Source organism: Microcoleus sp. K5-D4 (genome assembly GCF_036704575.1).
GTDB lineage: Bacteria > Cyanobacteriota > Cyanobacteriia > Cyanobacteriales > Microcoleaceae > Microcoleus.
This window is the reverse complement of record NZ_JAUBSD010000044.1, coordinates 24,807-50,275: the sequence shown is the minus strand read 5'-3', so window position 1 is coordinate 50,275 and position 25,469 is coordinate 24,807. Positions and strand designations below refer to the sequence as shown.

General features: G+C 49.4%; 8 protein-coding genes. 5 read left to right on the top strand and 3 right to left on the bottom strand.

Going from position 1 to position 25,469, the window contains the following annotated elements; genetic code table 11:
* Positions 1-74 precede the first annotated feature (74 nt).
* The 3 genes from QUA77_RS15495 to QUA77_RS15485 all read left to right on the top strand — a co-directional run bounded on the left by QUA77_RS15495 (position 75) and on the right by QUA77_RS15485 (position 5,411).
* Complete coding sequence (locus tag QUA77_RS15495; RefSeq protein WP_333451009.1) at positions 75-1,646, top strand: TonB family protein; 1,572 nt, start codon at positions 75-77, stop codon at positions 1,644-1,646.
* A gap of 102 nt (positions 1,647-1,748) precedes the next feature.
* Positions 1,749-2,822 (top strand): hypothetical protein, encoded by a 1,074-nt coding sequence (locus QUA77_RS15490; RefSeq protein ID WP_333451007.1) that lies wholly within the window; start codon positions 1,749-1,751, stop codon positions 2,820-2,822.
* A gap of 501 nt (positions 2,823-3,323) precedes the next feature.
* The gene (locus tag QUA77_RS15485; protein WP_333451005.1) at positions 3,324-5,411 is read left to right on the top strand and encodes an acylase; all 2,088 of its coding nucleotides are present in this window, start codon (positions 3,324-3,326) and stop codon (positions 5,409-5,411) included.
* Positions 5,412-5,552: 141 nt separating this feature from the next.
* Here the strand turns inward: QUA77_RS15485 and QUA77_RS15480 are convergent, their stop codons facing one another.
* The 3 genes from QUA77_RS15480 to QUA77_RS15470 form a co-directional block, all read right to left on the bottom strand.
* Positions 5,553-6,839 (bottom strand): MFS transporter, encoded by a 1,287-nt coding sequence (locus QUA77_RS15480; RefSeq protein WP_333451003.1) that lies wholly within the window; start codon positions 6,837-6,839, stop codon positions 5,553-5,555.
* A 90-nt stretch (positions 6,840-6,929) separates the two neighbouring features.
* Complete coding sequence (locus tag QUA77_RS15475; RefSeq protein WP_333451000.1) at positions 6,930-8,111, bottom strand: PepSY-associated TM helix domain-containing protein; 1,182 nt, start codon at positions 8,109-8,111, stop codon at positions 6,930-6,932.
* Positions 8,112-8,375: 264 nt separating this feature from the next.
* On the bottom strand, positions 8,376-11,207 hold the full coding sequence (locus QUA77_RS15470; RefSeq protein WP_333450998.1) for a TonB-dependent receptor domain-containing protein: 2,832 nt from the start codon (positions 11,205-11,207) through the stop codon (positions 8,376-8,378).
* 800 nt (positions 11,208-12,007) lie between these two features.
* Here QUA77_RS15470 and QUA77_RS15465 point away from each other — a divergent pair.
* Positions 12,008-20,575 (top strand): amino acid adenylation domain-containing protein, encoded by an 8,568-nt coding sequence (locus QUA77_RS15465; protein ID WP_333450996.1) that lies wholly within the window; start codon positions 12,008-12,010, stop codon positions 20,573-20,575.
* A 204-nt stretch (positions 20,576-20,779) separates the two neighbouring features.
* Positions 20,780-25,468: an amino acid adenylation domain-containing protein gene (locus QUA77_RS15460; RefSeq protein WP_333450994.1), complete on the top strand. Its 4,689-nt coding sequence runs from the start codon at positions 20,780-20,782 to the stop codon at positions 25,466-25,468.
* The last annotated feature ends 1 nt before the right edge of the window (position 25,469 follow it).

Genomic DNA, 25,469 nt, shown 5'->3' with positions numbered 1-25,469 from the left:
GTAGCTTGTTTCGGGTTATGTGGGGGAGCCAGCGAGGACGTTGCCAACCCATCCATCAAGGAGATTCATAAGGCATGAGTTTTTCAAATATTTCGGCGACGCAAAGAGAACAACAAGAAGAAGCTCTCAAAAAAGTTCTGGCGATCAGTATGTTAGCCTCAACCTTCCTGCACGGTGTCGCGCTGCCGTTGAGCCTCAACTTGGTCAAACCTGCTGAATTTGCAGAGGAACCCATTGAAGTTGTTGTGCTTGATGAGCCCAAAGTAGAGGAAACCCAGCCAGAGCCGACTATTCCAGAAAAGGTATCTCCCCCACCTGACACTTTCAAACCAGAACCGCCACCAGAGCCAGCTCCCGCAGAGGAGCCACCGGTAGCGGCAACGCCCCCGCCGATTCTAGATGAGCAGCCGGTAGCGGTAACGCCACCGCCGATTCCAGAGGAGCCACCCGTAGCGGTAACGCCACCGCCGATTCCAGAGCAGCCGGTAGCGGTAACGCCACCGCCGATTCCAGAGGAGCCACCCGTAGCGGTAACGCCACCACCAATTCCAGAGGAGCCACCCGTAGCGGCAACGCCACCACCAATTCCAGAGAAGCCACCCGTAGCGGTAACGCCACCACCAACTCCTCTGGAGCCTTCCCCCCCACCTCAACAAGATTTTAATTCCCCAGAAACTCCTAAAACCCCGATCGCCAAAGAACCCGAAACCCCTTCGCCCGATCCTCCAAAAAGCGAACCACCCGTTACCGCTTCCCGCCCCAAGAGTGCTGGAAGTTCCACAGACTTTACAAAAGATGCTGGAAATCCCAACTCCTCCGACAGCCCCGAAAAAAATAACCCGCTCTCACCATCTGCTTCGGCGGGTAGCGGGGAACCTTCCTCAGAGCCATTAAATCCTTCTTCCGGGCCCATACAGCGATCGCCCGGGGCTGGGTCGCCAGTCACAGCTACTAGGCCAGGAGGCGGCGGCAATTCTCGAAATGCGATCGGAGGTTTAGGAAACCTTGCCTCTGGTGGCCCCGGAGGCGGAAGCCCTGGAGGTGGAAGCCCTGGAGGAAGTGGGTCGAACTCACCATCTGGCGCCAGCGAAAATGGCGACCTACCTTCCTCAGAGCCATTTGGGGATGGTTCGGGGCGATTGGGAAGATCGACGACGGCTGGCTTACCAGGCTCTGGAGGCGGAGGCCCTGGAGGCGGAGGCTCTGGAAGCGGAGGCTCTGGAAGCGGAGGCTCTGGAAGCGGAGGCTCTGGAAGCGGAGGCTCTGGAAGCGGAGGCCCTGGAGGCGGAGGTCGTGGAGGCGGAGGCTCTGGAAGCGGTTCGGGGTCAGGGCAAAAACCGACAAATCCAGGAAGAGGGGGGAGTCCTTCGCGCGCTCCCGGCACGCCTGGAGGCACTTGCATTAGTGGCTGCGGTAAACCTAACTATCCGAGCGCAGCCAGAGAAGAAGGGCGCCAAGGCCAAGTGGAACTCATTTGTGACATTGACCCCAACGGTAAGACAGTCAACATCAAGATCTTGACTCCTAGCAAATACAACGACTTGAATCGCGCAGCGATGAAAACAGTAGAAGAAAGGAAATATGCCCCATCAGAGAGTGGCATTCAAGGAGAAAGAATAACCATTACCTTCCTGCTCACTGACTAGGGATTTTTTTGAGACTCTAGCAATTTGGCTGGAAATTCTATAGCACCGTCCAAGGAATAGTAAAGTTAAAAGTTGAATTTTTGGTGAATTATGAATTTGGGAATGTCATCAACAATATTAAGTAAACTTCAGCGAGTTGGACTCGTTCTATTACTTGGTTCCCACTTGGGAATTGCTTTGTTATTTGCTAACCCTCACAGCGCAATGGCAGGAGTAATTACTTTACCCGATGGCGGACGTTGCGAGGGAGAATTGAGTGAGGGAAAACTCAGCGGCCCCGGCAATTGTCAATATGCCAACGGCGATCGCTACGAAGGCCAATTTCTCAACGGCAAACCTCACGGTAAAGGCATCTATACCTTTAAAGAAGAAGGTCGATACCAAGGAGAATTTGCCGATGGTGAATTCAACGGTCAAGGTGTCCGCGAATTTGCTAACGGCAACCGCTACGAAGGAAGTTTTAAAAACGGTGAGTTCGACGGTACAGGAACTTTTACCTCAACTAACGGCATTCGTTACGAAGGCTCTTTTACCAATGGTTCTCCTAGCGGTCGCGGGGCTTTTACCTTCAGTAATGGCACTCGATGCGAAGGAGATATTAAAGAAGGAAAAATTAACGGCAAAGGCGTCTGTCAATATGCTAATAAGAACCGCTACGAAGGAGAGTTGCTGAATAATGTGCCTAACGGGCCGGGAATTTATACCTTTGCTGAAGGAGGTCGTTATGAGGGGCAATTTAGTGAAGGGCAATTTCACGGTAAAGGGGTTCGCGAATATCCAAACGGCAACCGCTATGAAGGAGAGTTTGTCAAGGGCAACACTCAAGGTCAGGGGTTGTTTACTTTTAAAGAAGGGGGACGTTATCAAGGGCCGTTTGACAATGGAGAATTTAGTGGTGAAGGTGTCCGTGAGTTCGCCAATGGAGATAGCTATAAAGGCACTTTTGTCAAGGGTAAGATGAGCGGGAAAGGAGTTTACATTTTTAAGAATGGCGATCGCTGCGAAGGCGAATTTAGCGATGGTCAGTTCAACGGCAAAGGTACCTGCATTTACGCCAATGGCGATCGCTATCAAGGTGAATTCCTCAACGGCCAGAAACACGGGCAAGGTTCCTACATTTATGCAGATGGAACGAAAGTAGAAGGAAATTGGCAACAAGGTCAAATTAAAAAATAACCTTATAACCTATCTCGCCCTTCTTGTTTACCCCCCCTCCTCACTAATGACATTAATGCGCTTTACAGCCGACACACCGGCGTTTTATAGCGCTTTTCAAGTTGGTGAACGTAGCGGAGGGCTTTTAATTGCACATCCGATTTACACAGGGTCTTTTTTCGGATTTTCTGGAAATCTCGAAGAGCTGTTATTTTTGGGATCATCTCATATTTGTAAAAACACTTCTTCTTCCTCCTTCCTTCTGATTCTTTCCTCCTGACTCCTGGCTCCTGGCTCCTAACTCCAATTTCTAGCTTGGCTGCAAAAGTGAGATGCTCCCTTATTTTTTTTACCGCAGATGGAGGCAGATAGACGTAGATAGGTTACGTTTTTGGGCATCGGATTTGGTAGAATTTTCTCCCTTGTTCTCCATAAAAAAGATTTAAATCCTCGGCGTTGTGTTCGTGCAGTTTGTTGAAAAGGCTGCAATGTCTCAGTTTAACCCTAGCCAATTAATTTCCAGTGTTTCTACAACTAAAAAAACAAGGCCGGCGGATTGTCTCGTTATTAATGAGTTTTATTTTAGTTTTGCTTCTAAATGATGGGGTTCACTCCTCGCCTGAAATCGGCAATCAAATTCTTTGGGATACCTATGGAATTCCACATATTTATGGAGAGAATAGTAAAAGCCTTTTCTACGCTTTCGGCTGGGCGCAGATGCAAAGTCACGGTAATCTGATTTTGCGTCTTTACGGGCAGGCTCGTGGGCAAGCTGCCGAATTTTGGGGCGAAGATTATCTGGAATCCGATCGCTGGGTGCAAACTATGGGAATTCCTAATCGCGCTAATGCGTGGTATGAATCACAAAATCCCATTTTTCGCAACTATCTCGATGCTTTTGTTGGCGGAATGAATGCCTATGCAAAAGAACACCCAGAGGCGCTCACCGAAGAATTAAAGATAGCATTGCCCCTCAAACCGGTAGATGTATTGGCACACGCGCAACGTGTCATCAATTTTACTTTTATAGTCGAGCCAGAGAGCCTTGAAGAACTCGCTGAAAATGACACCCCCAAAGGCTCTAATGGTTGGGCGATCGCTCCTTCGCGCTCTGAAAACGGCAATGCCATGCTATTGGCAAATCCTCACCTTCCTTGGTCGGATTTATATTTATGGTACGAAGCACAACTGATTGGCCCAGAAATTAACGCTTACGGAGCGACTCTCGTCGGATTTCCTGTATTAACGATCGCCTTTAATGACAACTTGGGATGGACTCATACTGTCAACACTCACGATGGCTGGGATGCCTATGAATTGCCCCTCGCTAACGATGGCTATCGCTTCGATGGCGAAGTCCGAAAATTTGACAGAGAAGAGAAGGTTTTAAAAGTCAAAGAAAAGAATGGGAATTTGCGATCGGAATCTCTAGTCGTGCGGCGTTCTGTTCACGGGCCGATTGTCACAGAAAAACAGGGCAAAGCGATCGCCCTGCGCGTTGTCGGACTCGATAAACCAGCAGCCCTTGAGCAGTGGTGGGATATGGCACGCTCAAAGAATTTTTCTGAATTTGAAACCGCTTTAAAGCGCTTGGAAATTCCCATGTTTACCGTCATGTATGCCGATAGTGAGGGGCATATCATGCACTTGTTTAACGGTCAAGTCCCTATACGCAAAAACGGAGATTTTAAATACTGGTCAGGCACGATTCCAGGCAATACGTCAGAGACTTTGTGGAGCAAAAATCATCCTTATGCGGATTTGCCGCGCGTGGTCGATCCGCCCAGCGGTTGGTTGCAAAATACCAACGATCCGCCCTGGACGACGACGTTTCCCAGCCCGATCGCACCGGATAAATATCCCGCCTACATGGCACCGCGCGGCCCGATGGATTTGCGATCGCAGCGATCGGCAAAAATGCTCTTAGAAGATGACAAAATCTCTTTCGATGAATTGATGCAATACAAACATTCTACTCAGGTAGAACTCGCCGATCGCCTCCTCGATGATTTAATTCCCGTCGCACGCCAAGGCAGTGAAAAAGCGCGGCGCGCTGCGGAAGTTCTCGCCACTTGGGATCGGAAAGTCGATGCTGACAGTCGCGGTGCGGTGCTGTTTGCCTTTTGGAAACAAGCGATGGATGACGATCGGTTATTCGCTAAACCTTGGAGCGAAGATGCGCCGCTAACGACGCCAGACGGGTTGGCAAATCCTGCGGAGGCGGTGCGGGTGCTGGAAGCGACAGCAACCAAAGTTGAGGTAACTTATGGCGCGTTAGATGTGGCATGGGGGGAAGTCTTCCGATTGCCTGGGGAGGCAAATCTGCCTGCAAATGGAGCTGACGGTGCTTTAGGTGTATTTCGCTCAGTATGGTTCGCTCCTGGGAAGGACGATCGCTTTCAAGCGGTTGCGGGCGATTCTTTTGTCGCTGCGATTGAGTTCTCGAATCCGGTGAAAGCGATGGCGCTAAACAGTTACGGTAACGCCACTCAACCTGGTTCGCCCCACGCCGGCGATCAGTTGCAGCTCTTTGCTCGCAAGGAATTGCGCCCTGTATGGCGATCGCGATCGGAAATTGAAGCTCACCTGAGTTCGCGCCAGAAACTATAGAAGAAGGAAGTTCGGCAACGGATTCTGTAACGGATGTAACGGATGTCAGGAAGTTCGGCAACGGATTCTGTAACGGATGTAACGGATGTAACGGATGGAAGCAAGAAGCAAGAAGTTAAAAGACCTCTTTCCGTTTCCCCTTTACGCATCGCGCAGCAGCCGGCAAGCATACCCACCGACTGCAACGAGGAATAAGCCCAGCGCGGAGAGAGCGTATAACAAAGCCATGCCAGCACCGGCATCTGTCCCCAGAATTCCGCCAAAAATAGCTGCTAAAAAACCTCCCGGTTGCATGGCGGGTTCAAAGACGCGATCGGCAAGTGGCCCTGCGATCAATAAACCGATCGCTGACGCCAATTGCACGATAACTGCTCTGGTAGCAAAAACACGCCCCTGCACGTCTGGTGCGACTTTCGCCAGCCATATCGCCTCGTTGGAACTGCCGAGGATGGGGAAATTGAAAGACGAACAAAATTGAGCGGGAATCCAGATGGAAAGCGCCTGACCGAAAGCAAAGACTATTTTACTCAAGCCCGCGCCTGCCATTCCGAACAGAAAGCCCCGGATTCGGCGTTTGGGGCCGCCCCAAATACTGACGATCGATGCTCCTAAAACGCCGCCGGCGCCGGCGGCTGAAAGGATCGTACCGAGGATTCTGGCATTGTTGCCGGTGCGTGCCAGAATCATCGGTGAGTAGAGGGCGGCGCCGATGTCGTGAGCAAACCAGAATAGCGAAACGGACACCAGCAAGGCAAGCAGGCTGGGACGCTGGACGATGTAGCGGAATCCGAAGCTGAGTTCTTGCAACAGGTGGGGGCGAGTCGGCTGGGGATTGGAGGCGATATTGCTCCGCAACGCTGGCGCGATCGCGGGCTGGGGTATTTTGACAGATACTAGGGTGGCGATCGCGATTGTAAAAGTTGCCAGGTCGATCGTAAAAATCCCGCCGGGCCCGATCGCAGAATAGAGAATCCCCGCCAGCGTCGGAGCAATAATACTCGCGCCATAATTTGCCAAAAAACTTAAACTGCTAGCGCGGCTGTAATGCTTTTCTGGCATCATTGTGGCGATGGCTGCTGAGTAAGCTAACTGCTGAATTTGGTCAAAAATTCCGTTAACCGCAGCCGCTACATATATATGCCATATTTGCAGGTTTTGGCTGATATAAAGTAATAGGATAGTGAGCGTTAACAAAGCTGAAACCGCATCACCGATCCCCATCAAAAATTTTCGATTCCAGCGATCGACGAGAATGCCAGCAACCGGAGCAAGCAAGATGCGTGGCAATTGAGTAAAAAACATCAACAAAGCCAAAGCTGTCGCTTGACTGGTGGACTCCCAAATCCAAATAGTCAGCGCAAACGCGGACATAGCGCTGCCAATCATCGAAGCAGTTTGTCCGAGCCAGAGTTGAATAAATTTTTGCATGGAATAAGCGATTGATAGGATTTAAAATTCAGAGGATAGGGGTTTTTAGGGAGGAGAATGACACCCGCATAAAACCGCACGCCGCTATCCTTAAAACCAAGGCCATTGCTGGCTCAGTGGAGATAATTCTTCATATTGCTGTCTCGCCTCCTTGCGGTAAAATTTCGCCAAATGCCGCTGCCGCCACATCATTACACCCGTAACAAACAGTACAAACGCTGCTAATCCTGCGATCGCGTGTACAAGCCGCAAGTAAATTCCGCCATAGCTGCCAATATGTAGCGGATAAAGCGAGTTGAGAATTCGATTTGCTACAGAAGCTGAATTTACACTGTCAGCCTGCAATATTTCGCCACTGTATTGGTCGAGATAAATGGTGCTAATCCCGTTTGGGTGCGGCTCATTGGGAAATTTTTTCCGTACTTTAAAAGTTGCTTCAGGCTTCAAAGGCAGAGAAATAAAAGTGGTTTTAGCTTCCGGCCAAACGGTATTAACTTGGTGTAAGATTTCGTCAAGGTTTTGCCTCGAACTGCTAGAGTGGGGATGAGAAGTCAATGCTGGCTGTGGCTTTTCATTCGTTAGCCAATACAGAGTCGATTCAACCGGCGCGTAAAAAATTATCGCTGTCCCTGTAGCGGAGATGAGTATGAGAAAAGCCACCGATACAATGCCAGAAACGTTATGTAAATCAAATACAGTCCGCTGCCAGTGAGCTTTCCAATCAATAGAAAATCCGCGAGCCAAATTGCGCCAACCCGTCCACAATACCAAACCAGTAAAAGTTAGCCCTAGCATTACTAGACCGCAAATGCCGACAACAAGATGACCAAATTCTCCTCCAGCTAATTCCGCGTGTAACGTAAAAATAAAACCTGTAAAAGTTTCTTTCCAAAGGCGCCCACCCGTAATTTTTCCGCTGTAAGGATTGACATAAACGCTAACTATTTCCTCACTCTTTGACAGCATTGAAACTTGGCAAATATCCTTCGCTGAGCGTGGCAACAAGATACTAAGAGCTTGATTTTGCGGATAAGCTTTTTCGACAATTTGCAGGACATTTTCCAGCGGTATCCGTTCGGCTTGAGGAATTACTTGCAGGAGTTGGGGATTGAAGAACCGCTCGACTTCGGGGCTGAAAACCAGCAAGCTACCGGTTAAAGCAATTACTGCTAGAAATATTCCTACCACCAACCCCAAATACAAGTGCAGTTTGAATGCGAGTTTGCGGAACTTCATCTCGAAATTTTTCTCAAAGCCGTTAACTGTTCTCATTAAGGTAAAACCGATAGTCCGACAGGGAATTCATTCCCTGTCTCAAAGCTAAAGTCCTCGCTATGAGGACTGAGAAAAACACTTTTCAACTCATTAGTCCTATGCAATAGGACTTTAGCTATTAGACAGGGGTTTCAACCCCTGGCGGACTAGCGGGTGGCCGCGAGGACTAGCGGACTAACAGCTTAAATTGACACCAATGGGTTCTTGGAGTGTCCCTACGGGGATATTGAATCTACCTCATCAACCTGCAATCTGCTGTAATTACCAGTTAAGGCGGTAATTAACACTGAGAGTTAAACCCCTCCCTGCATAATTAGAGGTGTCCGAGCCAAATCCAGCTAAGTATTGGGAGATCACGGGAAAATATTGATTATTCAATAAATTCTCGACTTTGACTTGTAGCAGCCCCGAGCCAATTTTAACCGCGCTGACGTAATCCAGTGTGAGATAGCTGCTAATCGGGCCGCCATCCGAGCCGTCTTTGAAAGCTTGATCGCGATTTCCAGAATATAATAACTGTAACCGATTGTTCCATCCCGGCAAAGTTTCGTTTTGAACATAAGCTGTTAGCTTGAGCGGTGGAATTCGGCTGCTATCGAGGGCGATGTAACTGCCTTCCTCCTTATATTCGCCTTGAATATAAGTAGCAGTCCCGCCCAGCGACCATGCTCGTCCAGGTTGCCAATCCACAGTTCCTTCTAAGCCGTAAATGCGTTCTGGGGCGCGGATGAGTTCCAGGCGGCCTGTGTTGCCAACTGGTTGAAAACTGACTCCTAGATCGGAGGTATTGTAAAAAGCGGCAAGCGACATTTGCACGGATTGCCACCCTCCTCGAATGCCAATTTCGTAGTTGTTGACTTTTTGCGGTTGAGTTACTTCTAAAGAAGATTCAATTCCGACAAAATTGTCGGGGGGTTGGCGGAGGATGCGGGCGAAATCAGGGACTGAGAAACCTTGAGAAAAGTTGCCAAATATGTTGAAGTTGTCAGTAATTTTATAGACAGCCCCTGTATTAAATAGGGTGGCGTTAAAATTGCGATCGCCTCCTTCGATCTGGCGATCGTTAAAAGTGGTATAATCATTGACGTTTAACCCGACGCGTTCGTGACGTATCCCGCCACTTAGAATGACGATATCGTCAATATTCCATTCCAATTGACCGAAAAAGCCAAGGCTGTCATAAGTGTAAGGAGGGACGAAAGGACGCTCGGAAATTTTCCGGTAAACCCGGCCACCACTTGCGTCAAATCTCTCCGGATCGTACAAGTCGAAACGCTGTTTGCTATCTTCAGTAATATAGTCAGAACCCCAAGTTAATCGAAGATTTTCGGCACGGGATAAAGGAGTGGTAATCGCCAGTCTACCTCCTATCTGTTCGCTCTCGGCTCGCGAACGAGTAACACCGACAAACGGTCCAAAGAAATCGGAGGTGCGGTAATCTGAAGGAACACCTACATTGGAATTCGTTCGATAGTAGATTTGGCTTTGAAGGCTGCTGCCAAAAAGGTTTTGGTTGGTGTAACTTAGGTTGAGCTGTGTACTTTTATTCCCCGGTGTTTCCCCGTCAATATCCAACTCCCCGGTTCGGATGGCGCGGGCTTTTTGCCGTCCTTCCTGGTCGTCAACACTAAAGTCTGGAATCACATTGGGATCTTGGGTTTCCCGATAGTGATTGACAGTTAGTTGCAGCCGCTGTTCGGTATCCAAATCTACCCCGACTTTGCCCATCACGTTGAAGAGGGTGCTGCTGTCTCCGCCGAGTTCAAAAAAGGGAATGCGATCGCCTTTGGCATCGTAAAAAGCTCCACTTCTAGAGAGCGAGACAGTACCCGTCAGATCGAAATTGCCCGTTCGGCCAGAAATCGTCTGCTGAGCGTTAAAGCCTAAAGCATCTCTTGTGTTTGTTAAAGCGCTACTGACGCCCACTTCAGTAACAGCAGTTAGCCTTTCCTCAGTTGGCCGGCGAGTAATAATATTAATCACGCCACCTGTAGCCTGAGCGCCGTAGATTGCGGTAGAACCCCGCACTACTTCAATGCGTTCGATCGCGCTGGGATCGATGTTTCTAAATTCTCTGCCAAAAGATTGAATATTGGTCGTTTGCGGCACACCGTCAATCAGAACGGAAACGTCGCGACCCCGCAAAGTTTGTCCATAAGTGGCAGTAGTTTGAGTCGGGGGCGCGAAACCGGGAACCTGATTTGCCAGAGCTTCCCCCACATTTCTCGATTGCCCTGCCTGCTGCTGAATTTCTTGTGAGTCTACCACCGTTATAGAGCGCGGCACGTTCGTCACTCTTTCTGCGGTTCGTGTTGCAGTGACGACGATTTCAATCGGGTTTCTCCCCACCTGTGGCGTTCCGGGTGGCTGTGTCGGTGTTCCAGGCGGCTGCGCTGTCGGCGGCAAGGGTTCTCCGGGCGTTCCAGGCGGCTGCGCTGTCGGCGGTAAGGGTTCTCCAGGCGTTCCTGGTGGCTGCGCTGTCGGCGGTAAGGGTTCTCCTGGCGTTCCAGGCGGCTGCGCTGTAGGTGGTAAGGGTTCTGCGGGCGTTCCAGGCGGCTGCGCTGTAGGTGGCAAGGGTTCTGCGGGTATCTCTACCTGCTGCGCTGTAGGTGGCACGGGTGCTGCGGGTGTCCCCGGCTGCTGTGTTGTAGGAGCCGGTGCAGGCGGGCGAGCAGTCATCTGCGAGGTGGGTTGTAAGCTGAGAATCAGACCCGCAGCGTTAGGAATCACCCGTGCGACTGGTTGGCCCCTCTCGCCAATGACTCGGATTCGGATGCTGTTGTTATCTAAAGGAGTAACGGTGACAGAAGCAATTCCCGCAGCCGGTTTGTCTTGACGAAACTCATTTCCCCCCGGTAGTCGCAGTTGAGCGGTGATGGCATCAATTTGTAAAGTTTCGCCAAAGGTGGTGGTGAAGACTTGCAGGGGTCTTCCATCTTCAGTGTCTAGGATGATTTCAATGCCTTCTGACGTGGGGTTGAGGCGAACGCCCGTCACCTGCGCGATGTTGGAAGCGCACGCCGACTGAGCTACTACCGCCGACACGACTCCTGCCAGCCCAAGGCTACTTAATAATTTCTGCGATCTGTTCATTAGTCTTGAATCAACAATTGATAGAACTTCGGATATGGGGTTTGCGTTGTTTGCACAACATGATTTGTGGCAGCGTTGCTGCTCTTGTGGGCAGGAGTGAAACTGACCTGCGGAAGATCCGGCCCAGTTGTCGGGCGCAGTTCGATCCGATTCTCCCGTCGCTATCCGCCTTTGTCTGGCAGGAAGCGCGTGAGGGCGAACGCCTCAGTCCGGTGGCGCTCTAGACGATCGCCCACGGTTGGCACTTTCCTCGGTTAAAGGAAGTAGTCGCTGGGGGCTTAATGAGAAAGTGCCTTAATTAGATAACACAGCAGTTACATCTGTCAAGAGTTAACTAATGAAAACTAATTGCATTTTAAGATAGGGGGTTAGACCCCTCTAGCTAGTTGTGTACCACTTGCATATTATGGTTGCGGTAAGGGCTAGACAAACCAGCGCCTAAAATGCTATGGCAAGAGTTAGAAAAGATTGTCATATAGGAAACCATAGCAGTCAACAAATTTGCTGCTAGACTCTTGACAATAAATATCATCTAGCATAGGATGCTTAAAGTCGATAGCCGTAAAGCCCCTGAAGCTGATATCGAAGCTGGCTCGGACTGAAATCGCCCCGGAGCCATTGCCGAACAGCGCGATCGACAAAAAAAACTCAAAACAAGCGCTAATACCCGGATTGAAGACTCAAACACGCTGATGGGAGACTCGTAACGCCCGACAACTGTCCACAGAAAGTCTATGTGGAAAGAATTTGGCGGAACTGGTTGGCGTACTGCAAACAAGATTTATAGGTAAAAAGAATCGATGAGTGACGCAAGCATTAAGGGAAACCAACTCACCGAAAGTTGTACTTTAGTAGAACTCCTGCAAAACAGAGCATTACACCAACCAGAGCAGAAATATACATTTCTGTTAGACGGAAAAACTGAAACCGCCAGTTTGACTTATCGAGAGTTAGACGCGATCGCCCGATCGCACGCCGCGCGACTTCAGACATTGGGGCTCACTGGCGAACGAGCCTTACTGCTTTTCCCGCCAGGATTGGACTATCTCGCCGCCTTTTTTGGATGCTTGTACGCCAAAGTGATCGCAGTTCCCCTCTATCCGCCGAAGCTGAAGCGGAATTTAGCGAAAATTAGTGCGATCGCCCTAGATGCAGGAGCAAAAGTTGCGATCGCTCCCGCGCGACACCTGGAAAATTTAGAACAGCTATGCGAGCAAGCGCCGGAACTCAAACGGCTGCACTGGCTGACAGCAGAGGCGCTTGCCGATGACGGGGAAAAGTGGCAGCAGCAACCCATCCATCCCGACGAAGTGGCTTATCTTCAGTACACTTCCGGCTCAACCTCCACCCCCAAAGGCGTAATGGTGAGCCACGCCAACGTTTTGTACAACATCGAATACATTCACCGAGGCTTTGAGCACGATTCCGAAAGCGTTGCGGTAACGTGGCTTCCCCCCTTTCACGACATGGGGTTAATTGACGGATTGCTGAAACCTTTGTATCTGGGAATTCCCTCTTACTTCATGCCGCCAGCGGCGTTTATTCAGAACCCGATGTGCTGGTTGGAAGCGATTTCGCGCTACAAAGCTACCCACAGTGGCGGGCCAAATTTTGCTTACGACTTGTGCGCTAGCAAAATAAGCAAAATGTTGGGCGATGGCGAAAAAATGCTCGACTTGAGTAGTTGGCGCGTCGCCTATAACGGCGCAGAACCTATCCACAAAGAAACCCTAGAGCGATTTACCAAAGCTTTTGAACCCTGCGGTTTTCAGGCGGATGCCTTTTGTCCTGCTTACGGAATGGCAGAAACTACGCTAAAAATTGCCACGGTTCGCAGCGGAATAACACCGACTTTCTTACCTGTTGACGCTGGGGCGCTGGAAAATAATCACATTGTAGAAGTTGGCGAAGGCGATCGCGGCGCGAGAACTTTAGTCGGCTGCGGTTTCCCTGAATTTGGAACTCTAGTTGCGATCGTCAATCCCGAATCTCTGAGGCAATGCCAGCCGCAGGAAGTCGGAGAAATTTGGGTAGCTGGCGAAACAGTTGCGCGAGGCTATTGGAATCGCCCAGAAGAGACAGAAAAAACCTTCCAAGCATATCTTTCAGATACCAGCGAAGGGCCATTTTTGCGAACAGGAGATTTAGGCTTTTTACGCGATCGAGAACTGTTTATTACAGGGCGACTCAAAGATTTGATTATCATCCGAGGTCGCAATCTTTACCCCCAAGATATAGAAAGAACAGCAGAACGCAGCCATCCCAGTTTGCGGCCGGGGGCGATCGCGGCATTCTCAGTGGAAGTCGCCGGCGAAGAACAGCTCGTTATCGTGCCAGAATTACAATCTCGCAAAGCGCCGGATAATGCCGAGGAAATTATCAGCGCCATCCGCAACCGCATTGCTCAAGAATATGAAGTGCAAGTTTATGGAGTAGTGCTGATTAAGCCGGGAAGCATTCCGAAAACGACCAGCGGTAAAATTCAACGTCGCGCCGCCTATGCTGACTTTCTAGCTGACAATTTGGAAGTTGTTGCGAGTAGCGTTTTAGAGTTAGCTGATTCGGCGGAAATCGACAATCAACTCACGCGAGAAATTCTGCTAGCAACAGAGTTAGCAGAACAGCAGGCACAGTTAGAAACCTATTTGCAACAGCAGGTAGCAAGGGTGCTGAAAGTCAGCCTTTATCAAATCCCATCGGCACAGGATTTTAGTAATTTTGGTTTGGATTCATTGGCTGTATTTGAATTGAAAAATCAGATCGAAACAAATCTAAAAATAGCTTTATCAATAGAAGACTTCTTCCAGGAATTAAGCCTTGCTAAACTGGCTGCCAAAATTTTAGAAAAATTGGCAGAAGCGCCGACAATGGCGTCTATTCAAACCGTTTCTCGTCAACAAAACATCCCCCTGTCTTTTGCTCAAGAGCGCTTATGGTTCTTTGACCAATTGGAACCAGGAAACCCCTTCTATAACCTCTGCGGTGCAGTTCGGATTACAGGACAACTCAATGCAGAAACACTCATGCAAAGTATTGAGAAAATTATCGAGCGACACGAGATTTTAAGAACTGCGTTTGCTGGTGGTGAGAAAGAACAGATACAAGTTATTTTTGAGGCAAAAAGTTTCCCATTACCGCTGATTGATTTGAGCGAGCGCTCCCCGGCTGAACGCGAGAAAGCAGCGCAAAAACTGTCTGCTGAAGAAGCACAATTGCCCTTTGATTTAACTCAACCAAATCTGCTCCGTGCCAAACTTCTGCGCCTATCTGAGACCGAACATACTCTGCTTTTATCCGCCCACCATATCATTTTTGATGGCTGGTCTTTGGGCATATTTTTACGAGAACTAGCTGCATTTTATGAAGGATTGTCTAATAAAAATTTAGCCTCGCTTCCACCGCTGCCAATTCAGTATGCAGACTTTGCAACTTGGCAGCGCCAACAAATGCAGGGAGAAATATTAGAAACTCAACTTACTTACTGGAAGCAGCAGTTAAGTGGCAGCGCAGCGGTTCTAAATTTACCAACAGACTTTTCTCGTCCCGCCGTTCAAAGTTACAAGGGAGGTCGGCAATTATTTGAATTGCCAGAGCACTTAACCGAGGCCATTAGGCAATTGAGTCGCCGCGAAAAAACTACTTTCTTTATGACATTGCTGGCAGCATTCAAAACACTGCTTTACCGCTACACGGGGCAAGAAGATATCCTCGTCGGTTCACCAATGGCCAGCCGCAACAGCAGCGAAACCGAATCATTAATTGGATTTTTTGTCAATACTTTAGTCCTGCGGACTGACTTAAATGGAAATCCAACTTTTCGAGAGTTGCTGAGTCGAGTGCGAGAGGTTGCATTAGGTGCTTACGCGCATCAAGATGTACCGTTTGAGAAGTTGGTAGAAGAATTGCAGCCGAATCGAGATTTAAGTCACTCGCCTTTATTTCAGGTGATGTTTGCCTTTCAAAATGCCTCGGAATTTGCCTTAGAATTGCCGGATTTAAGCTTGAACTGCCAACAGATTCACAGCGGGACAGCCAATTTCGATTTAACTTTGGAATTAGAAGCCACAGCCACAGCTATTAGAGGCTGGTTTGAGTACAGCTTAGACTTATTTGAAGCGGCTACAATCGCGCGAATGGCGAGGCACTTTCAGAACTTATTAGAAGGCATCGTTGCGAATCCATCCGCGCGTCTATCAGATTTGCCCCTGCTTGCAGAAACAGAGCGCCAACAACTTGTATTTGAGTGGAATAATACTGGGGTAAATTACTCCCCAAATGAGTGCGTTCACCGTTTGTTTGAAGCGCAGGCTGCGAAAACGCCTGATGCGGTTGCGGTGCGATTTGAATGCCAAAGTTTGACTTACCAAGAATTAAATAATCGCGCGAATCAACTCGCACATTACCTGCACTATTGCGGCGTAAAACCCGATGCCATAGTCGGCGTTTATCTGGAGCGATCGCTCGATGCGATCGTCGGAATTTTAGGCGTATTAAAAGCAGGTGGCGCTTATTTGCCCCTCGATCCAAATTATTCCAAAGAACGTCTTAATTTCATGTTAGAAGATGCTGGAGTTCGCGTATTGCTAACGCAAGCACAATTAGCTGCAGACTTGCTAGTCCCCAACATTTCCGCAATTTGCTTGGATGCAGACTGGCAGAGAATCGCTCAACAAAATCAGTCAAATCCTGATAGCGCCGTTTCGCCAGAAAACCTCGCTTATATCATCTATACATCCGGGTCTACCGGCAAGCCAAAAGGAGTGATGGTTCAACACGCATCTTTGGCAAATTATACGCAGGCTGCAAGTGTAGAATATGGCATCGAACCAGGCGATCGCATTCTCCAATTTGCTTCCCTCAGCTTCGACGCCAGCGCCGAAGAAATCTATCCCTGTTTAACGCGAGGTGCCACTTTGGTACTGCGCGGAAATTCCATGTTAGACAGCATTTCTTCCTTCCTGCAAAAATGCCGGGAATGGCAAATCACCGTCTTAGATTTACCAACCGCTTACTGGCGCGAATTAACTGCCAGACTCAGCATCGAAAACGCAGAATTTCCCCCGTCAGTGCGCTTGACAATTATTGGCGGAGAAACCGCACTTTCAACATCGCTCAATCAGTGGCAAAAGTGCTTATCAGAAAAAGTGCGGCTAGTCAATACTTACGGCCCCACAGAAACAACCATTGTCGCGACGTGGTGCGACTCTTCCTCCTCTTCCTCTTCTTCTCTCCCCTCTGCGCCCTCTGCGCCCTCTGCGGTTAAAAACTCCGCAAAAACCTTGCCGATTGGTCGTCCAATTCCAAATGCCCGCACCTATGTACTCGATGCTAATTTGCAACTTGTTCCGATCGGAGTCCCCGGCGAACTTTATATCGGAGGTGCGGGGGTTGCGAGAGGATATATCAACCGTTCAGAGCTGAATAGAGAAAAATTTATTCCCGATATTTTTAGCAACGTGCAAGGCGATCGCCTTTACAAAACAGGCGATTTAGTCCGGTATCTTCCCGACGGTAATTTAGAATTTCTCGATCGCACAGATCGTCAAGTGAAAATTCGCGGTTTTCGCATTGAGTTAGGAGAAATCGAATCTGCACTCAGCCATTACCCAGACGTGCAAGAGGCAGTTCTTCTGGCGCGAGAGGAAGATTCAGGCGAAAAGCGCTTAGTTGCTTACCTCGTTTTAAACTCAGGACTCAGCATTGGCAACTCTGCACTGATTAAAAATCTGCGCTCTTTTCTCCGGGAACAACTGCCAGATTATATGGTTCCTGCCAGTTTCATGTTTTTAGAAGCGATGCCATTAACGCCAAACGGCAAGGTAGATTTTAAGGCACTTCCCGCACCGGAAACCAACAAGTCAGACGCCGATTTTATCGCTCCTGAAACTTTAGAAGAACAACTATTAGCGGAGATTTGGGCGGAGGTTCTGGGTTTAAAACAGGTGGGAATCAATGACAATTTCTTCGAGTTGGGAGGTCACTCTTTGCTGGCAACTCAACTGATTGCCAAGGTGCGCGATCGCTTTCAAGTCGAGCTATCATTGCGCTGCTTGTTTCAATCCCCTACTGTCGCCAGTCTGGCAGTTGCGATCGCACAAGCTAAGAGCCAGCAGTCGCACGAACCCCTGATTTCACTGCCCGCGATCGCCCCCGATCCTCAAAATCGCTACCAACCATTTCCGCTCAACGAAATGCAGCAGGCGTACTGGATCGGGAGAAATAGCTTCTTGGAAATGGGCAATGTTGCCATTCACGGCTATGTAGAAATTGAAAGCGACGAGTTAGATTTAGAGCGGTTTAGCCTCGCGTGGCAGCGAGTTGTAGAGCGCCACGATATGCTGCGGGCGATCGTACTGCCGAACGGACAGCAGCAAATTCTGGAAAACGTACCCGCTTATAAAATTGAGGTTTTGGATTTGCGATCGCTCGCTCCAGAAATTGCCGGTGAAAAACTCGCAGCAATTCGCGATCGCCTTTCCCACCAAGTGCTGCCGCTCGATCGCTGGCCGCTGTTCGAGATTTGCGCTTCCCAAATTAATAAGCGCCGCATCCGCCTCCACATCAGCATTGACGCCTTGTGCATAGACGGCTGGAGTTTTCAAATTTTGTTTGGCGATTTGGTAAAGTTTTACCGCAATCCCCATACTGCGATCGCGCCCTTGCAACTGTCTTTCCGCGATTGCGTGTTAGCTGCGATCGCCTTAGAAAACTCCCCATTTTACCAGCAATCCTTAGATTACTGGCGCAATCGCCTCAAAACCCTGCCACCAGCGCCGGAATTGCCCCTCGCCAAACAGCCGAATTCCTTAACACAGCCGCGATTTAAACGCTGGAGCGATCGCCTAGACTTGCCAACCTGGCAGCGCCTCAAAACGCGCACAGCTCGCGCCAGCCTCACTCCTACGGGTTTATTGCTAGCTGCCTATGCCGAGGTTCTCTCCTTGTGGAGCAAAACGCCTCGGTTTACCCTCAACGTGCCGCGCTTTAATCGCCTTCCCCTCCATCCTCAAGTTGAGGAAATTATCGGAGAATTTGCCTCATTTACTCTGTTAGAAATAGACAACTCAAAGCCAGAAAGTTTTGAAGTACGAGCCAAGCGACTGCAAGAACAACTTTGGCAAGATTTAGAACACCAATATGTCAGCGGCGTGCGCGTTTTGCGAGAACTCGCCCAAGCGCAAGGTACAACCGCAGCGTTGATGCCAGTTGTGTTTACGATCGATCCGCAAAACGCGCCAGGGGAAGATACTTCTATCTTTTCTCTCATTCAAGAATTGGGAGAACTGGTTCATATTATCGGTCAAACGCCGCAAGTTTGGATCGACGCGCAATTTACCGAAACTGCTGACGGGCTTTCTTTTAGCTGGGATGCGGTGGAAGAACTCTTCCCGCCAAGGATGATTGACGATATGTTTGAGGCCTACTGTCGCCTATTGCAACGCCTCGCCAATGAAGAGGAAACTTGGCAGAAAACGGTGCAGTTTCAGCAAGCCTTTACTAACAGCATTGAGGCACCCATTCCCGATGTATTGCTGCACGAATTGTTTGCTGAGAAAGCCGCGTCGCGATCGCACGAACCGGCCATCATTACGCGCGATCGCACCCTCACCTACGAGGAACTATATCTGCGATCGAATCAAGTCGCTCACCGATTGCGGAAGCTGGGAGCTCGCCCCAACCAGTTGGTTGCCGTGGTTGTGGAAAAAGGATGGGAGCAAATCGTCGCTGTGCTGGGCATTCTCGCATCCGGGGCAGCTTATTTGCCCGTAGATGCGACGCTACCAAAAGAGCGGCTGTGGCATTTGCTGGAAAATGGCGAAGTTGAGATTGTTTTGACGCAATCTCAATTAAATCAGCGCTTGGAATGGCCGGAAAATGTGCGGCGAATTTGTCTCGATACCGACGAATTGGCTGCCGAAAGCAGCGAAGCTTTGGAGTCGGTGCAGGAACCGGAAGATTTAGCTTATGTGATTTATACTTCCGGCTCAACTGGCTTGCCGAAAGGCGTGGCGATCGCGCACCGAGGTGCAGTCAATGCGATCACTCAAACCAACCAAGTGTTTAATGTGGCAGAGTGCGATCGCGCGATCGCAGTCACTGCACTGCACCACGATATGTCGGTTTACGATATTTTCGGCATCCTAGCTGCTGGGGGCGCGATCGTCATTCCCGATGCCGCACAACGCCTAGACCCCGCTCACTGGGCGCAATTGATGGTACAAGAGCGCGTCACCATTTGGAACTCGGTTCCGCCGATGATGGAAATGCTGCTCGATTACGCTGCCGGACGTTCTGAGGTGTTGCCGGAGTGCTGGCGCTGGGCGTTTCTCGGCGGAGATTGGATTCCAGTAACGCTGCCCCAGAGGTTAAGGGCGATCGTCAAAGGATGCCGAGTTGTCAGTGTCGGCGGGCCAACCGAAACCACTCTCTGGAACATCTGGTATTCGGTAGAAACGGTTGACCCTTCTTGGAAGAGCATTCCCTATGGCAAGGCGATCGCCAATACACGCTATTACATTTTGAATGAAAGGCTAGAAGACTGTCCCGTCTGGGTTGCCGGCGAGATGTGCTGTGCCGGAGTTGGACTGACAAAAGGATACTGGCGGAATGAAGAAAAAACTCGCGCCAGCTTCCTCACGCACCCCGTCACGGGCGATCGCTTGTACCGAACTGGAGATTTAGGGCGCTTCCTCCCTGACGGCAACATAGAATTTTTAGGACGAGAAGATTTCCGCCTTAAAATTCGAGGATTCCGCATCGAAGCAGGAGAAATTGAAGCTGCTTTGAACGAGCACCCAGCAGTCAAAGCATCAATTGTCACCGCATTCGGAGAAAATCACAGTCAAAAACGCTTAGTAGCATATATAGTTCCACAACAAAATGCTGCCCCTGCGGTTGAAGAATTGCGCCAATTTTTGAGTGAAAAGCTGCCGGATTATATGGTGCCTTCTGCACTTATAATTCTGGACGCGCTGCCGCTTTCGGCGAACGGCAAAGTTAACCGCAAGGCTCTGCCCGAACCGGATGCCGCAATTCCAGAAGCCAAGATTTTTGTCGCCCCGCGCACCCCTATTGAGGCAATGTTAGCGAAAATTTGCTGTGAGGTTCTCGGCATCGAACAGTTAAGCATTGCCGACAACTTTTTTGAACTAGGAGGAAATTCGCTCCTGGCAATTCAATTAGCAGCAAAGGTACGAGAATCTTGTCAGATAGAATTGCCTTTGTGCGATATTTTTGCAGGACAATCGCTCGCCGTACTTGCAGAAAAGATTTCTGAAGCCAAAAACAAAAATGCGGCCGTTGAAGAACCCGCGATCGCGCCAGTTTCGCGATCGGCGTACCGCATGAAACTGTCATCTTTGCGCTAACCACAAATCAATAATGAGTCATGAGTGAGCAGCCAATAATATCATGTCCGTTCGATTGACCGTTATTCCTGTAGGGGCGGGTTCGCCAATATCTTTACTAAAAACCATAAATCTCGTAAACCAGCCCCGCCCAAGATATTACCTCATAACCAATCCCTAAATATCGGCTGCAATCCCAATTACCAATTACCAGTTACTAATCCAATGACGGTGCATTTTTCCGAAAAACCTCCCACAGGTACTCCCGACTCTGCGAATGCTTCCGAAGAAGAAGTATTTGCATTTCCCACCTCTTTTGCCCAGCAAAGACTGTGGTTTATCGATCAATTTGAACCGGGAAACCCTTTTTACAACCTGCCGGCGGCTGTGTTACTGAAAGGCCGGCTAAATGTATTAGTGCTAGAGCTAAGTTGCAAGGAAATTGTGCGCCGTCACGAAGCTTTGCGGACGACATTTGCCACTGTAGACGGTCAACCCGTGCAGGTGGTTGGTGATAATTTTAATTTCGGGCTGCAAGTTTTAGACCTGCAACAATTGGCGGAAACTGAGCGAGAACAAAAAGTAAAACAACTGACTGCCGAAGAAGCTAGCAAACCTTTTGACCTAACCAAAGGGCCGCTGTTGCGAGCGAGTTTGCTACAGTTAGATGCTGAGGAATATGTCTTGCTGCTGACGCTACATCACATTATTTTTGATGGCTGGTCAATCGGAGTCTTTCTGCAAGAATTAGCAGCACTTTACGAAGCGTTTTCAATTGGCAAACCATCCCCACTTCCCGAACTTTCCATCCAGTACGCCGATTTTGCTATTTGGCAGCGGGAATGGCTTGCGGGCGATCGCTTGCAAACTCAACTTAACTACTGGAAAAAGCAGCTCAGTGGCCTTCCCCCCTTGCTGGAATTGCCAGCCGATCGCCCCCGTCCCCCGGTGCAAACCTATCGGGGCGGGAAAGAATCATTTCTCATCCCGAAAACGCTAAGGTCAGCCCTCAAAAAGCTCAGCCGCCAGGAAAATGTCACCCTGTTTATGATGCTGCTAGCAGCCTTTAAAACGTTGCTCTATCGCTATACAGGACAGGCAGATATCCCCGTTGGCTCTCCCATCGCCAACCGCAACCGAGCGGAAATTCAAGGGCTAATCGGGTTTTTTGTCAATAATTTGGTATTGCGAACTGATTTGTCAGGTGCTCTCACTTTTCGGCAGTTGCTCGCTCGCATTCGGGAGGTGAGTTTAGAAGCTTACGCTCACCAGGATTTGCCGTTTGAGAAACTGGTTGAAGAGTTGCAACCCGATCGAAATTTGAGCTACAATCCACTGTTCCAAGTTGCTTTTGTTTTGCAAACTCCACCTGTTGCTGCAGAATCAATAGCCGGACTCAATCTCACTTTTTTAGATGTTGAGAATCAGACAGCAAAAGTTGACTTAACGCTGTATTTAGAAGAAAAGCAGGAAGAAATTAGCGGTCAGTTTGAATACAGTACCGATTTATTTGATTCGGTAACTATTAGGCGGATGGCGGGGCATTTTCTCACGTTGCTGGAGGGCATAGCTGCCAACCCAGAGCGGCGGATTGAAGAGCTACCGTTGCTGGGGGAAAAAGAGCGGCATCAGTTATTAGTACAGTGGAATGACACCCGCGCCGATTATCCGAGCGATCGCTGCATTCATCAATTATTTGAAGCGCAGGTAGAGCGAACTCCCGATGCCATTGCAGTCGTATTTGAAGACCAAAAACTTACCTACCGCGAGCTGAATGGACGAGCCAACCAACTCGCACATTACCTGCACAAACTCGGCGTCAAGCCAGAAGTTTTGGTTGGGATTTGTGTCGCTCGCTCGCTCGATACAATTATCGGCATTCTCGGTATTCTCAAAGCTGGCGGCGCTTATGTTCCGCTCGATCCAGCCAACCCGCGCGATCGCCTTGCTTTTATACTCGAAGACGCGCAGGTAAATGTGCTGCTGACTGAGGAAAAGTTGTTGCAAACCCTTCCCAAATGCAGCGCCAAAATCGTTTGCCTCGATGGGGATAAAAGTGCTTTCTCCCAAAACAGCAAAGAAAATCCCGCCAGCGGCACCACTGCCGAAAATCTCGCCTATATCATCTACACTTCTGGCTCCACTGGCATCCCCAAAGGCGTTTTAGTTCCTCACTCAAACGTCGTCCGCCTGTTTGCTGCTACCCAGTCGCGGTACAACTTCAACGAGCAAGATGTGTGGACGCTGTTTCACTCTTATGCCTTTGACTTCTCAGTCTGGGAAATTTGGGGCGCTTTACTCTACGGCGGGCGACTCGCGATCGTACCTTATTCAGTCAGCCGATCGCCCCAAGATTTTTACAGCTTGCTATGTAAAGAACGAGTCACAGTTCTCAACCAAACTCCTTCGGCATTTTACCAGTTGATAAAGACAGAAGAATTTGCCGGAATTGACGAAGATTTAAGCCTGCGCTTAGTAATTTTTGGCGGGGAAGCTTTAGACTTGCAAAGCTTAAAACCTTGGTTCGATCGGCACGGCGATCGGCACCTCCAACTGGTCAATATGTATGGCATTACAGAAACAACTGTCCACGTCACCTATCGGCCGCTGACTGCCGCTGATTTAAGTAAAAATGCCAGCCTTATTGGCCGTCCAATTCCTGACTTGCAAGTTTACCTGCTCGATCGCAACTCCCAACCCGTTCCGATCGGCATCCCTGGGGAAATTTACGTTGGTGGTGCTGGCGTCGCGCGGGGCTATCTCAATCAGCCAGAATTAACGGCCGATCGGTTTATTCCAAACCCCTTTAATGACAGTTTGAAAGCGCGGTTGTACAAATCGGGAGACTTAGCTCGCTATCTGCCAAATGGCGATATTGAATACTTGGGACGAATTGACCACCAAGTAAAAGTGCGCGGTTTCCGCATCGAATTAGGAGAAATTGAAGCAGCGCTAGGACAGCATCCAGATGTCGCCCAGGCTGTGGTTGTAGTGCGAGAAGATGTACCGGGCGATAAGCGCTTGGTAGCTTATATCATTGCTAACTCAGCAGCACAAAATAAGCATTCAATACTGATTCACGAACTGCGCTGCTTTCTGAAAGAAAAATTGCCGGAATACATGGTGCCTGCTGTGTTCGTGATGCTGGAATCGCTGCCTCTAACTCCCAACGGCAAAGTCGATCGCAAGGCACTACCTGCACCGGATCGCGATCGGCCAGAACTCGAAGAGGCATTCGCCGCGCCAAGCACGGCTATTGAGAAAATCCTGGCAGAAATTTGGGCGCAAGTATTGGGGTTAGAACAAGTGGGAATTGAGGACAATTTCTTTGAATTGGGCGGCGATTCTATCCTCAGCATTCAAGTCATTTCTCAAGCCAATCAAGCCGGGTTGCGGCTCACTCCTAAACAACTGTTTCAACACCAAACCATTGCACAGTTAGCAGCCGTCGCCGATACAACTGGGATTCAACAATTGGAACAGGGATTAATCATTGGCGAAGTTCCTTTGACACCGATTCAGCACTGGTTTTTCGAGCAAAATCTCTCCGATTTGCACCACTGGAATCAGGCGGTGCTTTTAGAGTTGCGGCAACCTCTCGAACCTGCATTAATTGAGTCAGTTTTGCAAGAATTGCTGAAGCACCACGACGCGCTGCGCCTGCGTTTTGGGCGAGGAGAATCTGGCTGGCAGCAGGATCTCGCCAATCCCGACGAGGTTGCTCCGTTTACCTGCATTGATTTGTCGTCGCTACCTCCAGAGGAACGAGAAGCCGCTTTCCAAACCGCCGCCACTCAGTTGCAAACCAGTTTGAATTTGTCAGAGGGGCCATTACTTCGCGCTGCCCTCTTTGACTTGGGCAAACATCAGCCAAATCGCTTGTTATTGGCCATTCATCACTTAGCGGTTGATGGGGTTTCGTGGCGAATTTTAATTGAGGATTTCCAGACGGCTTATGGGCAGATTAGCCGTGGCGAAACAGTCGCGCTCCCGCCCAAAACAACCTCATTTAAGCAGTGGGCAGAACGCTTGCATGAGTGGGCGCGATCGCCCGAATTGCAGGGAGAGTTCGATTACTGGTTCGCCCTTTCTCACCAACCAACTTCTCGCTTGCCGGTGGATTTCCCAAACGCAGCGAATTTAGTTGCATCTGAAAAGACAGTATCCGTTGCTTTGAGTGTTGAAGAAACAAAACTGCTCTTACAAGAAGTACCTGCAGCTTACCGCACTCAAATTAATGATGTATTGCTAACTGCTTTAGGTCAAGCATTTGAACGCTGGACAGGCAATAACTCACTTTTACTGGACTTAGAAGGTCACGGGCGCGAAGATATATTTGAAGGAGTAGATTTGTCGCGCACAATCGGCTGGTTTACAGCAGTTTTCCCCATCCTGTTAACTTCAGAAAAACATTCCGATCAAGGGGCTGCCATCAAATCAGTGAAAGAGCAATTACGAGCAGTGCCAAATCGCGGTGTTGGGTGCGGTGTTCTACGATATTTGAACCGAGAACTTGCTGAAAAATTGCACAAATGGCTGCCAACTGAGGTAAGCTTTAATTATCTCGGACAGTTTGACCAAGTGCTGCCGAATTCTTCTTTATTAATGCTGTCTTCCAATCCTAGTGGCCCCCTTCGCAGCCCGCGCGGAAATAGGCGTTACCTGCTGGAAATTAACGGATTTATTGCCAGCAGCAAGCTGCAATTAGATTGGACGTACAGCGAAAACATTCACCGACGAGAAAGCATTGAAAATTTGGCAACGGGCTTTATAGAATCGCTGCGATCGCTAATTCAATACTGTCAGTCCCCCGAGGCCGGCGGCTGCACTCCTTCTGACTTTGCAGAGTTTAAGTGGAGCCAGTGGAACCAGGACGATTTAGACAACATTACCGCAATTTTGGGAGAGCTTTAAT

Excerpts from the sequence above, each read along its gene's own strand:
- QUA77_RS15495 (WP_333451009.1), top strand. The coding sequence starts at position 75 with ATGAGTTTTTCAAATATTTCGGCGACGCAAAGAGAACAACAAGAAGAA.
- QUA77_RS15490 (WP_333451007.1), top strand. The coding sequence starts at position 1,749 with ATGTCATCAACAATATTAAGTAAACTTCAGCGAGTTGGACTCGTTCTA.
- QUA77_RS15480 (WP_333451003.1), bottom strand. The coding sequence starts at position 6,839 with ATGCAAAAATTTATTCAACTCTGGCTCGGACAAACTGCTTCGATGATT.
- QUA77_RS15475 (WP_333451000.1), bottom strand. The coding sequence starts at position 8,111 with ATGAGAACAGTTAACGGCTTTGAGAAAAATTTCGAGATGAAGTTCCGC.
- QUA77_RS15470 (WP_333450998.1), bottom strand. The coding sequence starts at position 11,207 with ATGAACAGATCGCAGAAATTATTAAGTAGCCTTGGGCTGGCAGGAGTC.
- QUA77_RS15465 (WP_333450996.1), top strand. The coding sequence starts at position 12,008 with ATGAGTGACGCAAGCATTAAGGGAAACCAACTCACCGAAAGTTGTACT.
- QUA77_RS15460 (WP_333450994.1), top strand. The coding sequence starts at position 20,780 with ATGACGGTGCATTTTTCCGAAAAACCTCCCACAGGTACTCCCGACTCT.